The sequence below is a fragment of the Burkholderia sp. FW306-1C-G01B genome, assembly GCF_058781685.1.
On sequence record NZ_JBYSWZ010000013.1, the window covers coordinates 128,315 to 150,485 of the forward strand.

20 protein-coding genes and 1 other RNA gene are annotated in these 22,171 nt (G+C 67.2%); 12 read left to right on the top strand and 9 right to left on the bottom strand.

What is annotated here, in order from left to right; genetic code table 11:
* Positions 1-72 precede the first annotated feature (72 nt).
* From AC3WLY_RS25010 to AC3WLY_RS25020, 3 genes are read left to right on the top strand one after another with little or no spacing between them, the layout of a single operon-like run.
* The gene (locus AC3WLY_RS25010) at positions 73-813 is read left to right on the top strand and encodes an amino acid ABC transporter permease (RefSeq protein ID WP_034182729.1); all 741 of its coding nucleotides are present in this window, start codon (positions 73-75) and stop codon (positions 811-813) included.
* Positions 813-1,490 carry a glutamate/aspartate ABC transporter permease GltK gene (gltK, locus tag AC3WLY_RS25015; RefSeq protein WP_310138273.1) on the top strand — a complete coding sequence of 226 codons (678 nt, stop codon included), beginning with the start codon at positions 813-815 and terminating at the stop codon, positions 1,488-1,490. The genes AC3WLY_RS25010 and gltK overlap by 1 nt, the downstream gene beginning before the upstream one ends.
* Entirely contained in the window at positions 1,487-2,212 is a 726-nt protein-coding gene (locus AC3WLY_RS25020) for an amino acid ABC transporter ATP-binding protein (protein ID WP_034182731.1), read from the top strand. Before gltK ends, AC3WLY_RS25020 begins: the two co-directional genes overlap by 4 nt.
* A gap of 124 nt (positions 2,213-2,336) precedes the next feature.
* Here the strand turns inward: AC3WLY_RS25020 and AC3WLY_RS25025 are convergent, their stop codons facing one another.
* Positions 2,337-7,601 carry an autotransporter outer membrane beta-barrel domain-containing protein gene (locus AC3WLY_RS25025; protein ID WP_492309279.1) on the bottom strand — a complete coding sequence of 1,755 codons (5,265 nt, stop codon included), beginning with the start codon at positions 7,599-7,601 and terminating at the stop codon, positions 2,337-2,339.
* A 640-nt stretch (positions 7,602-8,241) separates the two neighbouring features.
* Complete coding sequence (locus AC3WLY_RS25030) at positions 8,242-9,153, bottom strand: class II glutamine amidotransferase (protein ID WP_425132401.1); 912 nt, start codon at positions 9,151-9,153, stop codon at positions 8,242-8,244.
* Positions 9,154-9,358: 205 nt separating this feature from the next.
* Between AC3WLY_RS25030 and pyrC the strand changes: the two genes are divergently transcribed.
* From pyrC to rnpB, 3 genes are all read left to right on the top strand, one after another.
* Entirely contained in the window at positions 9,359-10,423 is a 1,065-nt protein-coding gene (gene pyrC / locus AC3WLY_RS25035) for a dihydroorotase (protein WP_072436318.1), read from the top strand.
* On the top strand, positions 10,420-11,298 hold the full coding sequence (locus AC3WLY_RS25040; RefSeq protein WP_492309280.1) for a DUF3025 domain-containing protein: 879 nt from the start codon (positions 10,420-10,422) through the stop codon (positions 11,296-11,298). The genes pyrC and AC3WLY_RS25040 overlap by 4 nt, the downstream gene beginning before the upstream one ends.
* A gap of 12 nt (positions 11,299-11,310) precedes the next feature.
* Positions 11,311-11,722: RNase P RNA component class A (rnpB, locus tag AC3WLY_RS25045), an RNA gene on the top strand.
* A 70-nt stretch (positions 11,723-11,792) separates the two neighbouring features.
* Here rnpB and AC3WLY_RS25050 read toward each other — a convergent pair.
* A complete protein-coding gene (locus AC3WLY_RS25050; protein ID WP_072436316.1) occupies positions 11,793-12,257 on the bottom strand; it encodes an OsmC family protein in 465 nt (154 codons plus the stop codon).
* 431 nt (positions 12,258-12,688) lie between these two features.
* Positions 12,689-12,994 carry a DUF1090 family protein gene (locus AC3WLY_RS25055; RefSeq protein ID WP_175963074.1) on the bottom strand — a complete coding sequence of 102 codons (306 nt, stop codon included), beginning with the start codon at positions 12,992-12,994 and terminating at the stop codon, positions 12,689-12,691.
* Between the two features lie 311 nt (positions 12,995-13,305).
* On the opposite strand from AC3WLY_RS25055, the gene rplM reads away from it, so the two are divergent.
* From rplM to erpA, 3 genes are all read left to right on the top strand, one after another.
* The gene (rplM, locus tag AC3WLY_RS25060; RefSeq protein ID WP_009687896.1) at positions 13,306-13,734 is read left to right on the top strand and encodes a 50S ribosomal protein L13; all 429 of its coding nucleotides are present in this window, start codon (positions 13,306-13,308) and stop codon (positions 13,732-13,734) included.
* A gap of 10 nt (positions 13,735-13,744) precedes the next feature.
* Positions 13,745-14,137, top strand: a complete 393-nt coding sequence (rpsI, locus tag AC3WLY_RS25065) for a 30S ribosomal protein S9 (RefSeq protein WP_006476904.1) — start codon at positions 13,745-13,747, stop codon at positions 14,135-14,137.
* A 218-nt stretch (positions 14,138-14,355) separates the two neighbouring features.
* The gene (gene erpA, locus AC3WLY_RS25070; RefSeq protein ID WP_072436314.1) at positions 14,356-14,727 is read left to right on the top strand and encodes an iron-sulfur cluster insertion protein ErpA; all 372 of its coding nucleotides are present in this window, start codon (positions 14,356-14,358) and stop codon (positions 14,725-14,727) included.
* 102 nt (positions 14,728-14,829) lie between these two features.
* Here erpA and AC3WLY_RS25075 read toward each other — a convergent pair whose 3' ends face one another.
* The gene (locus AC3WLY_RS25075) at positions 14,830-15,978 is read right to left on the bottom strand and encodes an anhydro-N-acetylmuramic acid kinase (RefSeq protein WP_492309281.1); all 1,149 of its coding nucleotides are present in this window, start codon (positions 15,976-15,978) and stop codon (positions 14,830-14,832) included.
* A gap of 142 nt (positions 15,979-16,120) precedes the next feature.
* On the opposite strand from AC3WLY_RS25075, the gene tyrS reads away from it, so the two are divergent.
* From tyrS to AC3WLY_RS25090, 3 genes are read left to right on the top strand one after another with little or no spacing between them, the layout of a single operon-like run.
* On the top strand, positions 16,121-17,362 hold the full coding sequence (gene tyrS / locus AC3WLY_RS25080; protein ID WP_425132404.1) for a tyrosine--tRNA ligase: 1,242 nt from the start codon (positions 16,121-16,123) through the stop codon (positions 17,360-17,362).
* On the top strand, positions 17,359-17,817 hold the full coding sequence (dtd, locus tag AC3WLY_RS25085) for a D-aminoacyl-tRNA deacylase (protein ID WP_034182741.1): 459 nt from the start codon (positions 17,359-17,361) through the stop codon (positions 17,815-17,817). Before tyrS ends, dtd begins: the two co-directional genes overlap by 4 nt.
* Positions 17,818-17,840: 23 nt before the next feature.
* Positions 17,841-18,503, top strand: coding sequence for a histidine phosphatase family protein (locus AC3WLY_RS25090; RefSeq protein WP_175963071.1), 663 nt, complete (start codon positions 17,841-17,843; stop codon positions 18,501-18,503).
* A 129-nt stretch (positions 18,504-18,632) separates the two neighbouring features.
* Here AC3WLY_RS25090 and AC3WLY_RS25095 read toward each other — a convergent pair whose 3' ends face one another.
* The 4 genes from AC3WLY_RS25095 to ruvC form a co-directional block, all read right to left on the bottom strand.
* A complete protein-coding gene (locus tag AC3WLY_RS25095) occupies positions 18,633-19,586 on the bottom strand; it encodes an oxygenase MpaB family protein (RefSeq protein ID WP_310138246.1) in 954 nt (317 codons plus the stop codon).
* Positions 19,587-19,610: 24 nt separating this feature from the next.
* Entirely contained in the window at positions 19,611-20,681 is a 1,071-nt protein-coding gene (gene ruvB / locus AC3WLY_RS25100; RefSeq protein ID WP_034182744.1) for a Holliday junction branch migration DNA helicase RuvB, read from the bottom strand.
* A gap of 108 nt (positions 20,682-20,789) precedes the next feature.
* Positions 20,790-21,371 (bottom strand): Holliday junction branch migration protein RuvA, encoded by a 582-nt coding sequence (gene ruvA, locus AC3WLY_RS25105; RefSeq protein WP_006401679.1) that lies wholly within the window; start codon positions 21,369-21,371, stop codon positions 20,790-20,792.
* A gap of 156 nt (positions 21,372-21,527) precedes the next feature.
* Positions 21,528-22,070, bottom strand: a complete 543-nt coding sequence (gene ruvC / locus AC3WLY_RS25110) for a crossover junction endodeoxyribonuclease RuvC (protein WP_034182746.1) — start codon at positions 22,068-22,070, stop codon at positions 21,528-21,530.
* Positions 22,071-22,171: the final 101 nt, after the last annotated feature.

A 22,171-nucleotide genomic window follows, 5' to 3' on the forward strand; every position in this document is an offset into this window, starting at 1 on the left:
TGATGCAGAAATGACGCTAATGAGACGGAAGAGGCCACGCTTCTTCCGTTTCTTTTTGCTGGAGTCTTGCCCATGTCTTACCACTGGAACTGGGGCATCTTCCTGAGCCCCGTGTCGACCGGCGAGCCGACGACTTATTTCGGATGGCTGATGTCCGGCTTCCGGGTGACGATCGAAGTGTCGCTTGCCGCCTGGGTCATCGCGCTGATCGTCGGTTCGCTGTTCGGCGTGCTGCGCACGGTGCCGAACAAATGGCTGTCCGCGATCGGTACCGCGTACGTGTCGATCTTCCGGAACATTCCGCTGATCGTGCAGTTCTTCATCTGGTATCTCGTGATACCGGAACTGCTGCCCGCATCGATCGGCACCTGGATCAAGCAGTTGCCGCCCGGCACGCAGTTCTTTACCGCGTCGATCGTCTGTCTCGGCCTGTTCACGGGCGCGCGCGTGTGCGAACAGGTGCGCTCGGGGATCAACGCGCTGCCGAAGGGCCAGCGCGCCGCCGGCCTCGCGATGGGCTTCACGCAATGGCAGACGTACCGCTACGTGCTGCTGCCCGTTGCGTACCGGATCATCGTGCCGCCGCTCACGTCGGAATTCCTGAACATCTTCAAGAACTCCGCCGTCGCGTCGACGATCGGCCTGCTCGACCTGTCCGCGCAGGCGCGCCAGCTCGTCGACTACACCGCGCAGACCTATGAGTCGTTCATCGCGGTCACGCTCGCGTACGTGCTGATCAACCTCGTCGTGATGTCGCTCATGCGCTGGATCGAAGGCCGTACGCGGCTGCCCGGCTATATCGGAGGCAAGTGATGCATCAGTTCGACTGGAGTAGTATTCCCGGCGCGCTGCCGACGCTGTGGACGGGGGCGATCGTCACGCTGCAGATCACGTTGATCGCGATCGTCGTCGGGATCGTCTGGGGCACGCTGCTGGCGCTGCTGCGGCTGTCGGGCGTCAAGCCGCTCGCGTGGTTCGCGCAGGGCTACGTGACGGTGTTCCGCTCGATCCCGCTCGTGATGGTGCTGCTGTGGTTCTTCCTGATCGTGCCGCAGCTGCTGCAGGGCGTGCTCGGGTTGTCGCCGACGATCGACATCCGCCTCGCGTCGGCGATGGTCGCGTTCTCGCTGTTCGAAGCCGCGTATTATTCCGAGATCATCCGCGCCGGCATCCAGTCCGTGCCGCGCGGGCAGGTGAACGCCGCGTTCGCGCTCGGCATGAACTACGCGCACGCAATGCGCCTCGTGATCCTGCCGCAGGCGTTCCGCGCGATGGTGCCGCTGCTGCTCACGCAGGCGATCGTCCTGTTCCAGGATACGTCGCTCGTGTACGTGATCAGTCTCGCGGACTTCTTCCGCACGGCCGCCAACGTCGGCGATCGCGACGGCACGACCGTCGAGATGGTCCTGTTCGCCGGCGCATGCTATTTCGTGATTTGCTCGTTGGCGTCTGTTGTCGTCAAGAGTCTCCAGAAAAAGGTCACACGATGATTTCCATCAAGAACGTTTCCAAGTGGTACGGCCAGTTTCAGGTTCTCACCGACTGCACGACCGAGGTCAAGAAAGGCGAAGTGGTCGTCGTGTGCGGCCCGTCGGGCTCCGGCAAGTCGACGCTGATCAAGACCGTCAACGGCCTCGAGCCGTTCCAGCAGGGCGAGATCCTCGTGAACGGCCAGTCGGTCGGCGACAAGAAGACGAACCTGTCGAAGCTGCGTTCGAAGGTCGGGATGGTGTTCCAGCATTTCGAGCTGTTCCCGCACCTGTCGATCACCGAGAACCTGACGCTCGCGCAGATCAAGGTGCTCGGCCGCGGCAAGGACGAAGCGGCCGATAAAGGCATGAAGCTGCTCGATCGCGTCGGCCTGAAGGCGCATGCGCACAAGTATCCGGGCCAGCTGTCGGGCGGCCAGCAGCAGCGTGTCGCGATCGCGCGCGCGCTGTCGATGGACCCGATCGCGATGCTGTTCGACGAACCGACGTCCGCGCTCGATCCCGAGATGATCAACGAAGTGCTCGACGTGATGGTCGAACTCGCGCAGGAAGGGATGACGATGATGGTCGTCACGCACGAGATGGGCTTCGCGAAGAAGGTCGCGCATCGCGTGATCTTCATGGACAAGGGCGCGATCGTCGAGGACGACCGCAAGGACGATTTCTTCTCGAATCCGAAATCGGAACGCGCGAAGGACTTCCTCGCGAAGATCCTGCACTGAGCGTTCGCGCATGGCGAGCGTGTCATGCGCGCCCATGAAAAAACCGCCCGGCCGAACGCCGGGCGGTTTTTTTTCGCCGGTTGCCCGTCGCCTGCCGCTGGCGGACGGGCTCCCGTCGCGGGCGTTACCAGCTGTAGCGGTAGCCGACCTGCCCGGTGATGCCGCGCCGATAGTCGCCGCCTATGTTGCGCGCATATTTCACGTTCGCGTACAACTCGCCCGACTTGCCGAGGCCAGAGGTCACGCCGAGACCGAGCTCGTACCACGTGCGGCCGAGATGCGTCGCGAACGGCGTGCCGCCGACGACGGTCTGGCCCGGCGACAGGAAGTCGTGCAGCACGTCGGCCGTGAAGTACGGCGTCGCGGCGCCGCCGCCCGAGTTCGCTTCGAGGTTCGGCCGGAAGATGCGCACGCCGACGCGGCCGCGCAGCGCGTTCGTCGTCGTGCCCGACACGGCCGACACGTTGTCGTTGAACCCGTTGAGCTTCAGGTACTGGTACATCAGCTGCGCCTGCGGCTCGATCGCGATCGGCGTGCCGCCGATGCCGAACGGCTTGCCGACCTCCTGCGACAGCGCAATGCCGAAGCCGTTCTGCGACGCCTCATTGCCGTAGCTGTCGCGATAGCGGTTGCCGTAGTGCGTGACCTGCCCGACGCTGTCGAAGTACGTGCCGTCGGACAGGTACTTCGTCCAGTAGCCGCCGACGCTCTGCGCGTGCATCTCGACCGAGCCCGTCGACGTCGACAGGCCCGGCGTGGCGGCGCGCATCATGTCGTCGAAGCTGGCGTTCGACACGCCGATGGTCGCCGTCACGCCTGCATGCGTGCTGCCGCCGTTGGGTATCTGGCCGAGCGTCCAGTCCTTGCCGAACTGCGCGAAGAACGTGCGTTCGTCGGCCGCGAAGCGGCCCGCGTTCGCATCGAGGCTCTGGCCGCCGATGCGCCCCCACACGCCGTCGCGGTTGCCGGGCTGCTGCTTCGCGAGGTTGTAGATGTCGCCCACGCGCTCGTGCAGCTTGCCGAGCGTCGAGAAGCCGTAGTCGAGGTTGAGCAACGGCGTCATCGTGTAGCCGGCGACGCCCGGACGGTAAGCGAGCGTGCCATCGCTGCCATCCCCGTTGCCATTGCCGTCGCCGCCGCCCGACGGGTGGATCGGGTCGCCGGGGTCCGTCGGATCGAGCTGCGAACGCAGGTACCAGCCGTTCGCGTCGCCCTGGCCGCCGCGATAGAGCCGGTATTCGTATGCGCCGGCCTGTACCGGGCCCGCGAGATGGAACGCCGACGCGGTGGTCGTGCCGCCGTTGGCCGTGACGACCACGGGAATCCCGTCGCCGGTCGTCTGCGCGCCGGTGCCGGCCGTGTTGGCGATCTTCAGGCCGGTCGTGCCGCTCGCGGCGCCGCCGTTCACGATCAGCCGGTCGGTCGGCGATGCATCGGCGCCGAGATACGTGTTGAGCGCGATCGTGCCGCCGTTGCCGACATAGCTGCCGGTCGTCAGCGTCTTGTAGCTGCCCGTGAGCGTCGGCGAGCCGACCGGCGCGGCGAACGCGACGAGGCCCGCGTTGTTCAGGCTGCTCAGCACCGAGCTGCCCGTCATGCGCCACGTGCTCGTGCCGTCGATCGTCAGCGCGACCGGGTCGATCGTGCCGGTCAGCGTCGTGCCGTTCGCGAGGAACACGTTGCCGGTGCTCGATGCGTCGGAGACGATGTCGCCCGCGAGGTTCACCGCCGATGCGTTGAACGTCACGTTGCTGCCGTTCGTGAGATTGAGCAGCGTGCCGTTGCCGGCCGTCACGACCGTGCCGTTGCGCACCGCGATGTCGGCCGTGCCGCCGCGCGCGGCGAATGCCGGCCCGGCGGCTGATGTCACGCTGCCGCCGTCGACGAGCACCGAGCTCGTCGCGCCGTTCGCGAGCGTGTCGGATGTCAGCACGCCGGCCGTCGCGCCCTTGAGCGTCGTGCCGGTCAACGCGAGCACGCCGCCGCTGTCCGCGGTCGCGCCGTTGCCGGCTGCGCTGGCGATCGACGATCCCGTATCGCCGATGCGGCCGCCATTTCGCGCGACGACGCCGTCGGCCGCGGCACCCGACGCGGTGACCTGCGCGCCCGATAGCAGCGCGGTCGCGCCACCGTCCATGACGATCGCGTGCGCGCCGACGCCCGTCGTCGCGACCGTCGTGCCGTTGGCCGTGAGCGTCGAATCCGCGCCCGATACGAACAGGCCGCGCGCGTTGGCGCCGGCGGTGCGGACGACCGTTGCCGCATCGGCCGAGATGCGCGCGCCCGCGCCGGTCGATGCGAGGCCGTCGGCGCCATTGCCGGTAGTCGTGACCTGCGTGCCGGACAACGCGATCGCGGTGTTCGTGCCGAGGTTGCGGATCCCGCTGCCGTAGCCGCCGACCGCGATCGACGTCGCGCCGGCCGCGAGCCCGCCGCCCGATACGGTCGAGTCGATCAGCACGCCGTCGGCGCTGCCGTTCGCGACGACGGTGCCCGCGCCCGACAGCGCGACCGATGCGCCGGCACCCGTCAGGCGCACGCCCGCGATGCCGTCGTCGGCTTCGATCGAACCCGTGTTGGCAAGCGTCGCCGACGCACCACGCACGAGCGCGCCGGTGCCGTCGGCTACGCGGATCGTCGACGCGTTGTTCACCGTGCCGAGCGTGCCGGCCACGACGCCCGTCGAGCCGGCACCCGTCAGCAGCACCGTGTCGCGGTTCTCGAGCGTGCCGAGGTTTTGCGCGACGAAGCCCGTCACGCCGGCCGTCGACGACGCGACGGCGGCGTCGTTGGTCAGCGTCGTCGCGACCGGCGCACCGGCGTTCGCGCCGGCGAGGTCGTGCGCCTGGCCGTCGACGACGCCCGCGATCGCACCGGCCGCGTTCAGGTTGATCGTCGCGCCCGCATCGATCGTGCCCTTCGCGCCGCCTTCGACCGCGATTGCGATGCCGTTCGCGCCGTTGACGTTGTAGATCGCGTTGCCGGTCGACAGCGTGGTGCCGGCGTCGGTCGCAAGCACGCCGTGCGCACGCTGGCCGTTGACGTCGGTCGTGAGGGTGCCGGCGGCCGACTGGCCCGTGTAGGTCGCGCCGCCTGCGACGCGGAACAGCGTCGAGTCGTCGGTGTCGACGCTGAGGTGCCGCGCGGCGACGTTGATCTTCGAGCCTGCGCCATACGCGTAGAAGCCGATCTGGTTCGTGCCGGACATGAAGGCCGGCACCGCGTTGGCGCCGACGTCGATCGTCGCGCCCGAGCGCGCGTGCACGCCGATCGCGCCGGTGCCCGTCAGGTTGAGCGCGCCGTCGAGCGTGGCTTTCGCGAGCGGCCCCTCGGCCCAGACGCCGTAGTTGCGCGTGCCCGATGCCGGATCGAGGCCGCCGGCCACGTCGATCGTGCCGGTCGACGTCACGGCCGTCGCGTTCGTGCCGGTCCCGACGACCATGATGCCGATGCCGTTCACGCCATTCAGCATGATCGTGCCCGTGTTGGTCACGGTCGCGGCGGTATCGGCCGCAAGCATGCCGACGTTCGCGAGCGGCGTGCCGGGCGCCGCGCCGTTGACGACGATCGAGCCCGCGTTGGTCAGCGTGCCGGACGACGAGCCGATGCTCGCCAGCGCGGCGCCGTTCTGCGTCTGCGAGCCGATCACGATCGTGCCGAGGTTGGTCGCGGTGCCCGACGCGCCGAGCAGGATGCCGTACGCGTGCGCGGACAGCGCGACGTCGTTCGCGGCCTCCGGCGACGCGGCATCGTACTGGGCCGCGCGGCCGAGATAGATCGTGCCGCCGGCTTCGTTCGTGAAGCGGCCGCCGGCGACGAGGCCGCCGATCACCTGGCTGTCGAGCGTCGTCGCGTTGACGCCGACGTTGATCGTGCCGGCGTTCGACCCCGTGGCGCCGCCCGTCACGGCTACCGCGTAGTTTTGCAGGTCCGGCTGGTTGCCGTCGAGCGTCCAGGCGCCGACGTTCATCACGCCGTTGTTGACGAACGTCGTGCCCGCACCGTTCGCATACACGCCGTTGCCTTCCGTGTACGCGTTGAAGCCGAAATTGCCCGGCTGCGCGCTGCCGGCCGTGTTGAAGTTGTCGCCGGACGCATAGCCGGACGAGATCGTGCCGTTGTTGACGCCGCTTGCGCCGCTCAGCAGGCGCACCAGCGTGAAGTCGCCCGACAGGCGCCCGTCGTTGATGAAGTGCGCACCGCTCTCCGCGAGGACGGCCGAACTCGAGACGATCGTGTTGGTGCCGCGGAAGTCGATCTGGCCGTCCTTGTCGATATGCAGCGTCGCGTTCGCGCCCATGCCGTGCATCGCCGACAGGAAATCGATCGGCAGCGTGTTCTTGTCGCCCGCGGACACGTTGTTCTGGTACTGGAAGGTTTGCTGCGAAAACGTGACGGCCTGGCTGAATGCGTTGTCGTAGGCGGCCTGCGAGCCGAGCGCGCCGCTTTGCACCGAGCGCACGAGAAAGTCGTTGTATGCGGCGAGCGATGCGGCGTCGGTGACCTTCCATGTGCTGCCGTCGAACGCGGCGAAGGTGCCCGCGTAGGCTGGCACGTCGAGCTGGACGTTGCCGACGGCGCCGCCGTCCGCAAGATAGTTGCCGGCAGTGAACAGGATCTGGTTGCGCGAATTCCAGTTGACGGTGCTTTTCGCGGAGCCCGTGCCGTCCGCGAGGGTAAGGTCGGTCTCCTTCGCGGCCATCGAGATTGCGTTGCCGGCTGCATCGGGCGCGTTCGACGCGTTGCCGATCGACACGTTGAGCGCGCCGCCGGTGCGGCCGACGGTGCCGATGCGCGTGTTCACATACTGATTGCCGTTCACGTCGTTGTAGACGGGCACGGTCTTCGCGCCGGCCGTCGACGCGGAAAACGCGGACGAGTTGTAGGTGGCGACCGACGTGCGGGTGCCCGTGATCGAGTCGGGCGTGCTGATGCTCTGCGTCTTGCCGCCGAGCGACAGCAGCGGCTGGTTCGGGTTGCCAGAGACGACGGTCGCGTTGCCGATCGGCGTGAGGGTGTAGCCGGGGTCGCCGCCGACGCCGGTCCATGCACCCGTCACGCCGACCGTGTCGCCTCCCGACACGGTGGTTGCGCCGGCCAGGTTGTCGTTGACGGTCGGGCTGAAGCCGCCGAGCGCGCAGGTGCCGCCGCTCGCGACGGCCGCGCCGCTGCCGCAGGTCGAGGCATACGCGGAGCCCGCCGACAGCGCGGCCAGCGCGGCGCCAAGCGCCACGACACGAAGCGGCGACGGGCGCGTTGCCGTGCGGGCGGCGCCGCGGCTTGCGCCGGATTCGCCGCCCGAGCGCTTGCCGCGCGCCCGTGCTGTTTCCGCAACCGCGACCCAGCAGCCGGCGGTTTCGCTCCATATCGATCGAAATGAGTGATTCACGACAAGCCCCTCTCTCTTTTTTTGAAGTGGTATTCACCGCGGTGCAGTGAAATCGCAATCCGCGGTGGAGTAATGGCCTGAATGGACGTGCAGCGGCCGTGGCCGTTTCTGCGCCAATCGTGATTCGTTACACCGAGGATGGGGGGAGTCTAATGATCGGAAGGGTGGTCGATTATCAAAAAAATAATGAATGTGGCAATAATGCCGATTTCATTCGGTATTTTTTGATTGTGTGATGAATCGAACTGAAAGCCTTTGTGGATAAGGGTTCGGGTGATTTTGTCAGCGTGGGCGCATGATTGCCGGATCGGTGGGGTGGCGCACGGTTCGCACCGGGGTGGTGCGTTAGAATGCGGTTTCCGGATTATATGTTCTCCGGATTTCCGGATTTATTTGTTTCGGATTCGAGTTATTTTCGCGTGGAAATTAATAAAATCAAGCGAATGTTGTGTGGCGTTGATTCGATATGCCGGAATGTAGCCCGGATGAAACGAAACCGGCACGCGGCAGGCGATTTTCCCCGACGGTGAAAGCCGTACGCATTGCGTGCGCACGAAATCGCCCGCCACGCCCGAACGTTGCGGACGACGGTCTTGCCGTGCGGGAATTGGAAAGCGGGAAGGGCGCCGGCGCGCGGCGCTCAGAAGTCGATCGCGTCGTCGGAATCGTCGTCGGCGGCGGCGGCGAGCGCCTCGCGTGCGTCGCGCGGTGCCGAGGCCGACGGGTCGAGCGCCGGATTGCGCAGCTTCTCGAGCACGCGTTCGGGCACCGGGATCTGCATCCGCGCGGCGACGTCGCCGCACTGGAACATGATCAGCTCGCCCGGCTCGAACGCGGTCCAGACCTCGTTGTCGGTGAGCGGCTGCGTCGCGATCACCGCGACGCGATCCTCGGGCGTCGTGTATTTCGCGAAGTCGATCGACAGGTCTTCGTCGACGAGATGCGCGGTCGAGAACGGCCAGCGCCGCACGAGGTAGTGCAGCCGCGTCGAGCAGTGCGCGAAGAGCGCCTGGCCGTTCGACATCAGGAAGTTGAACACGCCGTGATCGGTGATGCCGCGCGTGAGCTCGCCGACGCGCTCGAACAGTTCGGGCAGCGGCGGCTGCGCGCCGGGAAATGCCTCGCGCAGCCCCTGCATCAGCACGCAGAACGCCTGTTCGCTGTCGGTCGTGCCGACCGGGTGGTAGACGCTGCCGTCCATGTTCGGCGCATAGTCCTGCAGGTCGCCGTTATGCGCGAAGATCCAGTGCCGGCCCCACAGCTCGCGCATGAACGGATGGCTGTTCTCGAGCAGGATGTGCCCTTGCGTCGCCTTGCGGATGTGCGCGATCGTGTTCTTTGACTTGATCGGGTAGCGCTTCACCATCTCGGCGATCGGCGACGTGGCCGATGCCTGGTGATCGATGAACAGGCGGCAGGCCTTGTCTTCGAAGAACGCGATGCCCCAGCCGTCGGCATGGTGATCGGTGAGCCCGCCCCGGGCCGCGAAACCTGTGAAGGAGAATGTGACGTCCGTCGGCGCGGCGCAGTTCATTCCTAGGAGTTGGCACATTTTACTTGGGGCGGCAGGCGGAAGCGGGGGGTAACGAACCGGGCGAACCCCGGTACAATGCGGCTTCTAGCATATCACCGAGCCCTGAGCGGTAAAAAGCGGATTCCGCTGGCCAAAGGCCTCGTGTTGCGGTTTGCCGTCAGTCGGCCCGCGCACGCGCGTTCCGGCCCCGCTGATGGCCAGTCCGTTCCTCACGACGCCTCCTATGACTGCCTCGAACGCTTCCTCCCCGGCGACGCTTTCGCTCGCCCGTCCCGACGACTGGCACCTGCACCTGCGAGACGGCGACATGCTGGCCGCCGTGCTGCCGCACACCGCGCGCCAGTTCGGCCGCGCGATCGTCATGCCGAACCTGAAGCCGCCGGTGACGACCACCGCACAGGCGCAGGCCTATCGCGAGCGCATCCTCGCCGCGCTGCCGGCCGGGATGACGTTCGAACCGCTGATGACGCTGTACCTGACCGACAACACGCCGCCCGATGAAATTCGCCGCGCGCGCGAAAGCGGCTTCGTGCACGGCGTGAAGCTGTATCCGGCCGGCGCTACGACGAACTCCGACCACGGCGTCACCGATCTCGCGAAATGCGCGAAGACGCTTGAGGCGATGCAGGAAGCGGGCATGCCGCTGCTCGTGCACGGCGAGGTGACCGATGCGTCGATCGACCTGTTCGACCGCGAGAAGGTCTTCATCGACCGCGTGATGACGCCGTTGCGCCGCGATTTCCCGGGCCTGAAGGTCGTGTTCGAGCACATCACGACGAAGGACGCGGCCGACTACGTGCGCGACGCCGACGCGGCGCCGGGCCTGCTCGGCGCGACGATCACCGCGCATCACCTGCTGTACAACCGCAACGCGATGTTCGTCGGCGGGATTCGCCCGCACTACTACTGCCTGCCCGTGCTCAAGCGCGAGACGCATCGCGTCGCGCTGGTCGAGGCCGCGACGTCGGGCAACCCGCGCTTCTTCCTCGGTACCGACAGCGCACCGCATGCGCGCGGCGCGAAGGAAACCGCGTGCGGCTGCGCGGGCTGCTACACGGCGCTGCACGCGCTCGAACTGTATGCGGAAGCGTTCGACCACGCCGGCGCGCTCGACAAGCTGGAAGGCTTCGCGAGCTTCTTCGGCGCCGATTTCTACGGGCTGCCGCGCAGCGCCGAGACGGTCACGCTGCGCCGCGAGGCGTGGGAACTGCCGCGCGAGATCTTCGCGGGCGACACGCCGGTCGTGCCGCTGCGCGGCGGCGAGACGATCGGCTGGAAACTCGCGTGACCGGCGCGCCGCCGCGCGAAGCCGGCCACACGGCCGGCAGCGGGGCGGCGGATTTCGCGCGGATCGACTGGTCCGCGCCGTGGCTTGCGCAGTACGCGGAGCCCGGCCGCGCCGCACAGGCGGCCGCACGGGCGGGCGATGCCGCGCTGCTCGACGCGCTGAACGGCGTTTTGCGCGACGGCGGGCGCGTCAGCGGTCGCGGCAGGCCGCTGCGGTTCGTGCCGCAGGCCGAACTGCCGCCCGGTGTCGCGTACGAGACCCATATCGCGGACACCGGCGGCGTGCCGACCCGCCACAATCTCCACGACTTCTTCAATGCGCTCGTCTGGTTCGCGTATCCGCGCATCAAGGCCGCGTTGAACGCGCGCCAGTCCGCCGCGATCGACGCGGCGGGCGGCGTCGGGCCCGTGCGCGGCACGCTGCGCGATGCGCTCACGCTGTTCGACGAGAATGCCGCGCTGTTCGTGACGGCCGACCGCGCGCTCGCCGATGCGCTGCGCGGCTTCGACTGGCCGCGGCTGCTGGTCGCCGCACGCGACGCTTGGGGCACGCGCTGCGAAGCGCGGCTCGTCGGCCATGCGCTGCTCGAGAAACTCGTCGCGCCTTACAAGTCCTGCACCGCGCACACGTGGATCGTCGAAGTGAGCGCCGACTATTTTTCGTGGCCCGACGCGCAGCGCACTGCGCATGTCGATGCGCGTGTCGCCGCCGAACTCGCGACGCGCGAGTTGACGAGCCGCGATTTCTCGCCGCTGCCGGTGCTCGGCGTCCCGGGCTGGTGCGACGCGAATGCCGACGCCGCGTTCTACGACGATCCGGCCGTATTCCGCAGCGGCCGCCGCACGCGCGCAGCCGGCGGCGGCGCACAGTGCTAGAATGCGCGTCGCAAAGCAGGCCAGGCAGTCGCGGCCTCGCCGCCTTCGGGCGCGCGGGGGCGAGGAAAGTCCGGACTCCACAGGGCAGGGTGATGGCTAACGGCCATCCGTGGCGACACGCGGAACAGGGCAACAGAAAGCAAACCGCCGATGGCCCGGCGCAAGCCGGGATCAGGTAAGGGTGAAACGGTGCGGTAAGAGCGCACCGCGGCGACGGCGACGTTCGCCGGCACGGTAACCTCCACCCGGAGCAATTCCAAGTAGGCAGGCGCGCATCTTCGGATGCAGGACGGGGCCCCCGTCTCGTCTGCGGGTAGGAAGCTTGAGCGCGTCAGCAATGGCGCGCCTAGAGGAATGGCTGCCACGCGCTGTGCGCTTCGGCGCGCAGCGTGCACAGAATCCGGCTTATCGGCCTGCTTTGCCGTTCGAATGCGAAAGGGCCGGCGTCTCCTTGCGGAGCGCCGGCCCTTTTTTCATATATGCGCGCCGTGCGTTCAGGCGGCGACGATGTCGAACGAATGCGTGAGTTCGGCCGTCTTCGCGATCATGATCGACGCGGAGCAGTACTTGTCGTGCGACAGGTTGATCGCGCGTTCGACCGTGGCCGGGTTCAGGTTGCGGCCGGTGACGGTGAAGTGGAAGTGCACCTTCGTGAACACCTTCGGGTCTTCGCTCGCGCGCTCGGCCTTCAGCGTGACCGAGCAGCCGGTGACTTCCTGGCGGCTTTTCTTCAGGATCAGCACGACGTCATAGGCCGTGCAGCCGCCGGTGCCGAGCAGCACCATTTCCATCGGGCGCGGCGCGAGGTTGTGGCCGCCGCCTTCGGGCGCGCCGTCCATCGTGACGAGATGCCCGCTTCCGGTCTGGGCGGAAAACGCCATGCCGTCCTGACCCATCCAGCTTACTTTGCATTCCATGCTTGCACTCCAGCGTTGCCTGATTCGGATTCGATCCGGCATTGTAGCCCGCAGCGCTTCGGTCGGCTGATGCGGTGCACGACGTGCAGTACCGGAGCCGCGCGAGCGGCGCGCAACAGCGTGCCGAACGGCGATTTCCCTGCTGGTTTTAGGGGTTTTACTCTAGGTGCGGGCTATTTTTGCTCGCCCTGGTCGAAGTCATGTGGTTGATTTTAAACAGGAAATTTAATTTTCCTGCCGATAGCCAGAAATTTCGCATTATGGTGGTTGATTTCGCAATGCAAATTTTCTTGTGAAGCCGGCGGCACGTTCGTATAATGAGCCTCATTGGTTGTCGCGCTGCGGCAACCTCCGAATGTCTCCTCCACCCTCCTCCTAAGGTGGATTAAGCCCGAACCAGCCGTTCGGGCTTTTTTTCGTCCCATGCAAACATCGGCGCGCGGCTTGCGCGCCCTGGCATCCCCCGGCATCCATTACGCAGGCTGCCGTGCGGCCGGCTGCGATGTCGCGTCGGGCAGCGTGCCGCGCAAGCGTGCGTCGGGTGCCGGCGCGGTCACGGCCGACGCATGGCCGTGGCCGCGTGCGCAGAAGTGGCGGACGCGTTCGCGCACCGCACGCAGGCGGGCGACGCGATCCTCGGCATGGGCGGTCCGGGCTTCGGCAATGCGCGCATCGAGCGCGTCGAGCTTGGCTTCGCAGCCGGCCTGGGCGGCGACGGCAGGCACCGCGGCGGCCAGCAGCGCGGCCGCGAAGAAGGGCGTAAGTCGTTGTTTCATCATGCTTGTTTGTTGTTTTCCGGGTTCGGCCGGTCTGGCGCGGCAAGGTCATGTGCCGCGCGTCGATGGGTGCCTCCCCGGGCGCTCGGATCGCCTGGCTTGTCGGGGCACGACCGAATTTTCGCCCATTTCGGGCGCCGCGCACACGGGGCGAGGATTCCCTTTGACCGCGTTGCCGTATTTCCTTTATAATTCAGGGCTTTTCCGCATTCATGCCCACGGAAAAAGAACAGGGAGAGCCTGCACCGCGCCTCGAAGCGCACACAGACAAGCAGGAAGAACACATCGGGCAAAGCATTTTTTTTGGATCGATCATGAAGACGTTTTCCGCAAAAGCCCATGAGGTGACGCGCGAATGGTACGTGATTGACGCGACGGATAAGGTTCTCGGCCGTGTTGCCAGCGAAGTGGCACGCCGTCTGCGCGGCAAGCACAAGCCTGAGTTCACCCCGCACGTCGACACTGGTGATTTCATCATCATCATCAACGCGAGCAAGTTGAAGGTCACGGGCAACAAGACGCTGGACAAGAAGTACTACCGTCACTCGGGCTACCCGGGCGGTATCTATGAAACGACGTTCGGCAAGATGCAGGAACGCTTCCCGGGCCGCGCGCTCGAGAAGGCGGTCAAGGGCATGCTGCCGAAGGGCCCGCTCGGCTACGCGATGATCAAGAAGCTGAAGGTCTACGCAGAAGCGACGCATCCGCATTCGGCTCAACAGCCGAAGGCGCTCGAGATCTAAGGGGACCCACATGATCGGTAACTGGAACTACGGTACGGGCCGCCGCAAGAGCGCAGTCGCACGTGTCTTCATCAAGGCTGGCAAGGGCGACATCATTGTCAACGGCAAGCCCATCGCTGACTACTTCTCGCGCGAAACGTCGCTGATGATCGTGCGTCAACCGCTGGAACTCACGAACCACGGCCAGACGTTCGACATCAAGGTGAACGTGAACGGCGGCGGTGAAACGGGTCAGGCAGGCGCAGTGCGCCACGGCATCACCCGTGCACTGATCGACTACGATGCGACGCTGAAGCCGTCGCTGTCGAGCGCAGGCTTCGTGACGCGCGATGCGCGTGAAGTCGAGCGTAAGAAGGTCGGTCTGCGCAAGGCACGCCGCGCCAAGCAGTTCTCGAAGCGTTAATTCCGCTTCATGGCCGCGCCGCTTTCGGGCGGCGTCCGCCGGAAAAACCGCCAGCTTTCGCGCTGGCGGTTTTTTTATGCCCGCTGCCAGGCCCGTGCTGCGGCGGCTCGCACGGGTACGTTTGATGAAATCGACAAGAACCTATTGATTTCATGGACTTCAGCACGATCTTCTGATCGGCCCTACAATAGCGGCTAAAGCTTCTTGGAGAGTTCGCAATGAACGCTGTTACCGAATCCGCAGCAACGACGACCGAAATGCCGCTTCCGTTCGTCTTCACCGACGCAGCGGCCGACAAGGTCAAGCAACTGATCGACGAAGAGGGCAATCCCGACCTGAAGCTGCGCGTGTTCGTGCAGGGTGGCGGCTGCTCTGGCTTCCAGTACGGCTTCACGTTCGACGAGGAAGTCAACGAGGACGACACCGTGATGAACAAGAACGGTGTCCAGCTCCTGATCGACTCGATGAGCTACCAGTACCTGGTTGGCGCCGAGATCGACTACAAGGACGACCTCAACGGCGCCCAGTTCGTGATCAAGAACCCGAACGCGACCACCACCTGCGGGTGCGGTTCGTCGTTCTCGGTCTGAGCGCACGACAGATCAGCGCCGGTTCGCCGGAATGAAAAACGGGGCTTCATGCCCCGTTTTTTTATGCCCGTGCGCGGCGCCTGCCGGGCGGCAGGCTTTGCGTCAGCCCGGATAGAGCGCGCCGAGCACGCGGTTGCCGGCCGCACCGGTGACCGTCGCGAGATTGCCGGGCTGGCGCGCGGTGAAGCGGTACGCGAGCCACGCGAACGCGAGCGCCTCGACCTGTTGCGGCGGCACGCCGAGCGCGGCCGTCGTATCGACCGTGGCCAGCACGCCGGCCTCGCGCAGCGCGTGCCGGAGCGCGTCGAGCAGCACCGGATTGCGCGCACCGCCGCCGCACACGAAGACTGCCTTGCAGCCGGGTGCGTGCTGCGCGATCTCCCGTGCGACCGAGACCGCGGTGAGCGCCGTGAGGGTCGCCTGCACGTCCTCCGGCGCGACTTGCGCGAACGCGGCGAGCTTCGCGTCGAGCCACGCGGGATTGAACAGGTCGCGTCCGGTGCTTTTCGGCGGCGGCGCGGCGAAATACGGTTCGTCGAGCAGCGCATCGAGCAGCGGCACGTGTACGGTGCCGCGCGCGGCGAACTTGCCGCCGTCGTCGTAAGGCTTGCCCAGATGGCGGGTCGCCCACGCGTCGATCAGCGCATTCGCGGGGCCGCAGTCGAAGCCGCGCACGTCGCCGCCTTCGCCGGGCAGGATCGTGATGTTGCTGATCCCGCCCAGATTGCAGACGACGCGCGTCTCGCCCGGCGCACCGAACACCGTCGCATGGAACGCCGGCGCGAGCGGCGCGCCGTGGCCGCCGGCGGCCACGTCGCGGCTGCGGAAATCGGCGATCACATCGACATGGGTCAGCTCGGCGAGCAGCGCCGGGTTGTTGAGTTGCCGCGTATAGCCGCGCTCGGGGCGATGGCGCACCGTCTGGCCGTGCACGCCGATCGCGCGGATCTCGTCGCGCGACAGCCCTGCGGTGCGCTGCAATTCGTGGCAGCACACCGCGTAGCGCGTGACGAGCGCGTTCGCCGCGAGCGATTCGCGGTCGATCTCGTTGTCGCCGGGTTGCTGCAGCGCGAACAGCGCGTCGCGCAGCGATTGCGCGAAGCCGACGAACGCTTCCGCGAGCACGGTCGGCGCCTTGCCGGCCTCGAAACGCACGGCGACGCCGTCGACGCCGTCCATGCTGGTTCCCGACATCAGCCCGAAGTAGATGCCGTCGGCCGGATGGACGTTTTGCGGCTGTCGTTGCGGCACGTTGGGTTCTCCTGGATCGTACGGCGCGGGCCCGTGCCGCGCACCTTGCGCCCGATTATCCGCGCAACGTGACGCGCCGTTAAGCGATGCGCGCGCAAGTTATGGGAAAATCCCTGTTTTTGCGACATTCTTCCTGGCACCGATGAGCACCGAACCCAGTTCCAAGCCCGTTTTCCCGATCACCGACGAAGTCCGGCATGCGCTCGCCGTCACGAAGCGCGGCGTCGACGAGCTGCTGATCGAGGAAGAGTTCGCGCAGAAGCTCGCGCGCAGCGCGGCCACCGGCACGCCGCTTCGCATCAAGCTCGGCCTCGACCCGACCGCGCCCGACATCCACATCGGCCACACGGTCGTGCTGAACAAGATGCGTCAGCTGCAGGACCTCGGCCACACGGTGATCTTCCTGATCGGCGATTTCACGTCGCTGATCGGCGATCCGTCGGGCCGCAACGCGACGCGCCCGCCGCTCACGCGCGAGCAGATCGAGTCGAACGCGAAGACCTACTTCGAGCAGGCCGCACTCGTGCTCGATCGCGAAAAGACCGAGATCCGCTACAACAGCGAATGGTCGATGCCGCTCGGCGCGGACGGGATGATCAAGCTCGCGTCGCGCTACACGGTCGCGCGGATCCTCGAGCGCGAGGACTTCACGAAGCGCTTCCAGGGCGGCGTGCCGATCTCGATCCATGAATTCCTGTACCCGCTGATGCAGGGCTACGATTCGGTCGCGCTGAACGCCGATCTCGAACTCGGCGGCACCGACCAGAAGTTCAACCTGCTGGTCGGCCGCGAACTGCAGAAGCAGTACGGCCAGGAACAGCAGTGCATCCTGACGATGCCGCTGCTCGAAGGCCTCGACGGCGTCGAGAAGATGTCGAAGTCGAAGGGCAACTACGTCGGCATCAGCGAGAAGCCGACCGACATGTTCGGCAAGCTGATGAGCATCTCGGACACGCTGATGTGGCGTTACTTCGAACTGCTGTCGTTCCGCAGCATGGACGAGATCATCGGCTTCAAGCGCGAAGCCGAAGGCGGCCGCAACCCGCGCGACTTCAAGGTGCTGCTCGCGCAGGAAATCGTCGCGCGCTTCCATTCGCAGGCCGACGCCGAGCGTGCGCTCGAAGACTTCAACCACCGCGCGAAGGGCGGCGTGCCGGACGACATTCCGTCGGTCACGCTCGCGGGCGCACCGCTGGCGATCGGCCAGTTGCTGAAGCAGGCCGGCCTCGTGCCGTCGACGAGCGAAGCGCTGCGCAACATCGAGCAGGGCGGCGTGAAGATCGACGGCGCGACCGTGTCGGACAAGGGCCTGAAGGTCGAGGCCGGCGAGTTCGTCGTGCAGGTCGGCAAGCGCCGCTTCGCGCGCGTCACGCTGACCGCATGATCGCGCTGATCCAGCGCGTGAAGCGCGCCGACGTGCGCGTCGGCGACCGCACGACGGGCGAGATCGGCGCGGGCCTGCTCGCGCTGGTCTGCGCGGAGCGCGGCGACACCGACGCGGCGGCCGACAAGCTGCTGGCGAAGATGCTCGGCTACCGCGTGTTCAGCGACGCGGCCGGCAAGATGAATCTCCCGGTGTCGAATATCGACGGCGCGGGTCGCGCAGGCGGCCTGCTGCTCGTGTCGCAGTTCACGCTGGCGGCCGATACCAACAGCGGGTTGCGCCCGAGCTTCACGCCGGCCGCGCCGCCCGATGAAGGCGCGCGGCTGTTCGACTATTTCGTCGCGGCCGCGCGGGCGCGCCATCCCGTCGTCGAGACGGGCGAGTTCGGCGCCGACATGCAGGTGTCGCTCGTCAACGACGGCCCCGTGACGTTCTGGCTGCAAGTGCGGCCCTGATGCTTCCCCGGAGACGCGCCGCGATGGCCACCACGCAGATTCTTTTCATCCGCCATGGCGAGACGGCCTGGAACCGCATCAAGCGCATCCAGGGGCATATCGACATCCCGCTGGCCGATTCGGGGCTCGTGCAGGCGCAGCGACTGGCCGCGCGGCTCGAGCGAGAGGCGCGCGAGGGTGCGCCGCTCGACGCGGTTTATTCGAGCGACCTGATGCGCGCGCAGCAGACCGCGCAACCCTTTGCCGATGCGCTCGGGCTGCCGCTGCAGTTGCGGGACGGGTTGCGCGAACGCTCGTACGGCGCATTCCAGGGGCACGACAGCACCGAGATCGAGGCGCTGTTTCCGGACGCGTATGCGGCCTGGCAGACGCGCGATCCGGGCTTCGCGCCGGAAGGCGGCGAGTCGCAGCGCGCGTTCTATCACCGCGTGCTGCATGCGCTCGAGCCGATCGTTGCCGCGCATCCGGGCGGCCGGATCGCGTGCGTCGCGCATGGCGGCGTGCTCGATTGCGTGTACCGTTTTGCGAACGGTCTGGATCTGTCGGCGCCGCGCAACTATCAACTGCTCAATACGAGCATCAACGTCGTCGATTACGTGGATGGCCGCGCACAGGTCGTGCAGTGGGCCGACGTGTCGCACCTGGACGCCGACAGCGACGACGACGGTTATCGCAAGGTGCTCTGAGCACGCGGGGCCGCCCGGCATTCCCCTGAAGGGCAGAACGGGCAGCACGTGCGACCGTGCGCGGGGCAAGCCCGTCGGCTTGTCACAGGTATTCGACGGTAAATTGAAACGATCCGAAGAGGCGAATCGTCAGGCGGAAGGTGCGCCGTCGGGCGGGGGCGCGGTCGCGCGACGGCGCGCACGCTTCGACGCGCCGTTGACGAGCGCCCAGCGCAGCACGGGTGCGACGGCCCGTACGCCGGGCCGGACCACCGCGCGTCGCAATGGCGCGAACGTCGACACGCGGAGCATGCGCTGCGCCCACGGCGGCAGCAGGTCGATCCCGGCATGCATCATCAGCGACGCGGCCGGCCGCAGCGCGGGCTTCGCGACCGGGACATTCAGCAGGATGGCCATCACTTCGAAGGTATGCGGCCCGGCCTCGAGTTCGGGCTGCATGCGCGCGAGATACGCGGCGACCTCGGCGCGCGAACGGGGCACCTCGTGCGCGCCGAGCAGTTCGGCGATCAACGCCGTTTCGGCGTAATAGCGATCCTGCAATTCTCCCGACAGCGCCGGATTTACGTAGCACAGATGCGCGGCGAGGAAGCTCGATACTTCCGCGATATGCACCCAGGTCAGCAACGCCGGATCGTCGGCGCGGTACGGCCGACCGTCGGGCGCGGTACCTGATACGCGCGAGTGGATCGTTTTCACGCGCTCGATCAGTGCGAGCGCGTCCGCGCGACTGCCGAACGTCGTGCCCGTGATGAACGTGGCGGTGCGCCGCAAGCGGCCGAGGATGTCGGTGCGAAATGACGAGTGATCCCAGACGCCCGCGAGCGCGAGCGGATGGAGCGCCTGCAGCAGCAGCGCGGCGATGCCGCCCGTCATCATCGACGTGAAGTCGGCATGCACGCGCCAGCAGACGGCGTCGGGGCCAAACAGCCCGGGATCGCCGGGCGGCGAAGAGAGATCGAGCGACGGGCCGCCGCCGCCCACGGTCAGGTGCGTGATGCCGGCCACGAGGCGCTTGCGGATCGGCTCGGCCCAGCGCGGGCCCGGTGCGGGTGCGGCGGGGTGGCGGCTAGGCGGCGTCGTCATGGCTGGCGTGGCTCGGGCGGCCGGTTACTTCCCGGCGGGCGTATCCCACATGCCGCGTTCGGTGCTGCCGGCGTCGGGCGCGGAGAGCCCGAAGTGGCGATATGTGAGCAGCGTCGCGACACGCCCGCGCGGCGTGCGCTGCAGGAAGCCCTGCTGGATCAGGTACGGCTCGAGCACGTCCTCGATCGTGTCGCGTTCCTCGCCGATCGCGGCTGCCAGGTTGTCGATGCCGACCGGGCCGCCGTCGAACTTGTACAGGATCGCTTCGAGCAGCTTGCGGTCCATCAGGTCGAAGCCGACCGGATCGACGTCGAGCATCGCGAGCGCGGCATCGGCCACCGCCGCGGTGATCTGGCCGTCGGCCTTCACTTCCGCGAAGTCGCGCACGCGGCGCAGCAGCCGGTTCGCGATCCGCGGCGTGCCGCGCGAGCGCTTCGCGATTTCCAGCGCGCCGTTCGGATCGATCTGCGCGTTCAGCAGCGACGCCGAGCGCCGCACGATGCGCGACAGTTGATCGGCGTCGTAGAACTCGAGGCGCGAGACGATCCCGAAACGGTCGCGCAGCGGGTTGGTCAGCATCCCCGCGCGGGTGGTCGCACCGACCAGCGTGAACGGCTGCAGGTCGAGCTTCACGCTGCGCGCGGCCGGACCTTCGCCGATCATGATGTCGATCTGGTAATCCTCGAGTGCCGGATACAGGATTTCCTCGACGACCGGCGACAGCCGGTGGATCTCGTCGATGAACAGCACGTCGTTCGCTTCGAGGTTCGTCAGCAGTGCGGCGAGATCGCCCGCGCGCTCGAGCACGGGGCCCGACGTCTGCCGCAGGTTCACGCCCATCTCGCGCGCGATGATGTGCGCGAGCGTGGTCTTGCCGAGACCCGGCGGCCCGAACAGCAGCACGTGGTCGAGCGGCTCGGAGCGGCGCTTGGCGGCTTCGATGAAGATCTCGAGCTGGCCGCGCACCTTTTCCTGGCCGACGTAGTCGTCGAGCTGGCGCGGCCGCAGCGCGCGTTCGAACACCTCCTCGTGCGACGAGGTGGGCGTGGCGGCGATGATCCGCTGCTCGGTGGCGAGTTTGTCGGTTTCAATCATGCGGCCATTGTACCGCGCGCCGCTCGCGGTCCGAACTGGCCGAACGGCCGACTGGCGCGCGCCGCGCGGCGGCGCGACACTGCGTCCGACAGTCGGTTCTGGCGGGCGTTATGCCTTCGACAGCGCCTTCAGCGCGAGCTTGATGCCTTCGGACACGCCGGTGCCGGCCGGCACGTTCTTGATCGCGGCGAGGCCTTCCTTTTCGGAGTAGCCGAGCGCGAGCAGCGCGTTGAGGATGTCGGTCGCATGGTCGGATGCCGACGCGGCGCCGGCGAGCGCGCCGAGGTCGGCGCCGAGCTTGCCCTTCAGCTCGAGCAGCAGGCGCTCGGCCGTCTTCTTGCCGATGCCGGGCAGGCGCGTGAGGCGTGCGGCGTCCTGCATCGTCACGGCCTGCGCGAGCTCCTGCACGCTCATGCCGGACAGCACGGCGAGCGCCATGCGCGCGCCGATGCCGGTGATCTTCAGCAGCTCGCGGAAGGTCGTGCGCTCCTGCGGCGTCAGGAAGCCGTACAGCAGGTGCGCGTCCTCGCGGACGATCTGCTGCGTGAGCAGCACGACGCGCTCGCCCGTCTGCGGCAGGTTGTAGAAGGTGCTCATCGGCACGTCGATTTCGTAGCCGACGCCGTTGCAGTCGACGAGCAGGTGAGGCGGGTTCTTTTCGAGCAGGATGCCGGCGATGCGACCGATCATGGATGGCGGGATGCGAGGAAGAAAGCGCGAGTGTAGCGCACGCGCGGCGCAATGCCGATGGGCTTGGCCGTCAGGCCGAGGCGATGCGTGTCGCGTATGCGCCGCACGCGGGCAAGACGGTCAGCCCGGCGTGCCGTGCGATGGCGCACGCCGGCATCAGCCGACCAGCCGCCCGCGCCGCACGCGCAGCCCTTTCTTCGCGAGCGCCGGTGCGAGGCCGCCGAGCGTGCTGAGCGTGTTGCCGCCGTGCGCATGGCAGATCGCCATGCCGAGCGCGTCGGCCGCATCGGAGCCCGGTTGTCCGGAGAGGTTGAGTAGCCGCGTGACCATTTCCTGCATCTGCGTCTTGGTCGCGCGGCCGTAGCCGACTACGGCCTGCTTGAGCTGCAGCGCCGTGTATTCGGCGACCGGCAGCCCGCCCGCGACGAGGCCGCAGATCGCGGCGCCGCGCGCCTGGCCGAGCAGCAGCGTCGACTGCGGGTTCACGTTGACGAACACCTTTTCGATCGCGGCCTGGTCGGGCGCATGTTCGCGCACGATCGTCGACACGCCCTGGAAGATCGTGCCGAGCCGGGTGGCCAGATCGGCCGTCGGCGTGCGGATCACGCCGCTCGTGACATAGGCGAGCCGGTGGCCGCTGACGTCGATGACGCCGAAGCCGGTGACGCGCAGGCCGGGGTCGATGCCGAGAATTCGCATGAGTGAGGAGAGAGGCGTGATGCAGCGATACTACAACGAATGGTGCGGCGAGCCGGTCGCACAGTCGCGCGACGGCGCCGCGCAATAAAAAACCCGGCGGG